The sequence below is a fragment of the Polaromonas sp. P1_E1_2 genome (genome assembly GCF_056406035.1).
Genome location: NZ_JBFUAZ010000699.1, coordinates 1 through 2,051 on the forward strand (window position 1 = coordinate 1; position 2,051 = coordinate 2,051).

The window sequence follows — 2,051 nt, forward strand, 5'->3', positions numbered from 1 at the left end:
CGGGTGACCTTGAAGCTGGCGTCGCCCATCAACAGGGCCTGGCCGAGCTTGAGGCCCAGCGCATCGAGCAGCGAGGCGTCGGCCCAGGCCGTGCCGGGAGCCGGCACTTCCCGCGTGTCCTCGCCGGGGCCTTCCAGGCTGTCGGCGATTTTCATGCTGCCGCGCAGCGGATAACCTTCCGGCACCCCCTTGAAAGCCACCAGCTTGCTGGCGCCGCCGTCCGCGTCGGTGGCGCGGCCCATGGTGGGAAAGGTGACGGTGGAGATCGCCTTCAGGCCCAGCGCCTGCGCCTTGGCTATGAAGGCTTCCGGTGTGATGCCGTCACTGCGGATCACGGCGTCGCCGCCCAGCAGCTGACGGGCATCGCGTTGCAGGCCGCCCTTGAGGCGATCGGCAAAAAAACCGACCGCGGTGAGCGCAGCAACCGCCAGGGTCACCGCGACGATCAGGAGGCGCAGCTCGCCGGCGCGCAGGTCACGCAACAGGGTTTTCCAGCCGAGCTTGAGGAAAAGGGTGTTCATGCGCAGACCATAACGCAAAGTCCGCATCCCGGCATCATGGCCGGGTTTTGCAAAGGATTTAGTGCAGGGTTACGGAGACGTCTTGAAGCCGGGTCCCGCCACCACCGGGGCTGGAGCTGGAGCCGAAACCGGAGCGCCCGGCAAGGCATCCAGCCGCTGCTCCAGCGCGCGCAGCACGGGCCCGATGCCGGTTCCCGCCCTGATCTGCGGGTTGGAAAAGCCGTCGTCCTTGCCGGCGTCGATTTCGCGCTGCTTGATCACCGGAACGGCACGGGAAAAAGCCTGCTCAAAAGAATGTGTCTTGCGCAGCTGCTCGTCAAACATGGCACGGCCGAAGAACGTGAGTTCGGACAGGCGCCCACAACCGTAAGAGGTATGGGTGGCGTCGGCCGCCGTCATGACCAGGGTGGTATCGCTGGCCAGGGTGTCGATCCAGCCGCCGGAATAGCAGGCCGATATCGCGATCACGCGGTGGCGGATGCCGGCGTTGTCGAGCGCCTCGCGCAGCTCGCCGGGACTGAGCGGCGGTACCTGCAGCGGCCAGTGGGAGGCGGCCAGCTTGAAGTCGCTGGCGCCGTGCGAAGTCATGTAGACCACCAGCACGTCGTTGTCGCGATCCATGCGCTGGGCCAGCGCGTCGATGGCGCGCTGCAAATTCAGCGTGGTGGCCCAGGGATGGGTTTGCACGGTGCTGGCATGGTTGACCAGGTGCATCACGCGGCCTTCGGCATCGAAGCGCTCGGCAAGCACACGGCTGACCATGGTGCTTTCCCGCAGGAACACATCTTCTGCGGCATAAGGGGCAAACACCAGGCCGTAGACGTCGGTGATACCGCGGCGCTGCGGCTCGATGGCGGCCATCGTCTTTTCCATCAGCGCCTGCTGCTCTTCAAAAACCTGCTGGCTCAGCTGCAGGCGGGGCCGGCTGTCTTCAGGGGCCTGGCTCGCGTAGTCCGCCCCCCAGGTACGCACCTCGAATTGCCAGGCGGACACGCCTGTGGTTGCCAGCAGGACCAGCGCAAATACGGCAGTCCGCCAGGTCCATCCGGCGAAACGCACGAAGAGGAAAAGGCTCACGCCAAGCGCCCAGGCTGTCACCGCCGCATACAACGCCCAGTAAAACCAGGGAGCGGAAAACACCGCCGCCTTGATCCAGCCGTGCGCAATCGCAGCAACCACGCCCTGGGCGAGCAGCACATTGGGCAGCCCCGCTGCCAGCCACAGCGCGAAAAAGGCCGCCACACCGCGAGGCGGTTGGTCACCGGGAACCGGCTCGTCCGCTTCAGGGGCAGGCACAACTGCCGAAGCAGGAAAAGCCCACCACGCCAGGCCAACGCCCAACCCGATCGTCCACCATGTCGACAACCAGGCCTGCAGGTTAAACACCGCGGGGCCTGCAATTTCCAGCCGCATCAACGCAACTTCCATGGTTGCGGCCAGCATCACAATGCCCATCACCTGCAATGGCGTCGGCGTTTTCCCCGCCACGCGGACAGATAGGAAAAACGCAGCACGAACTCCCTCCAGTAT

1 protein-coding gene and 1 pseudogene are annotated in these 2,051 nt (G+C 65.3%); both read right to left on the reverse strand.

From position 1 onward, the window contains the following. Nucleotides 1-521, reverse strand: a pseudogene (locus AC1D1P_RS21875) (ABC transporter permease); the annotation flags it as partial. Between the two features lie 69 nt (nucleotides 522-590). Further along, nucleotides 591-2,051: C13 family peptidase (locus tag AC1D1P_RS21880; protein WP_477674421.1), on the reverse strand; the 1,461-nt coding region annotated here is incomplete at its 5' end.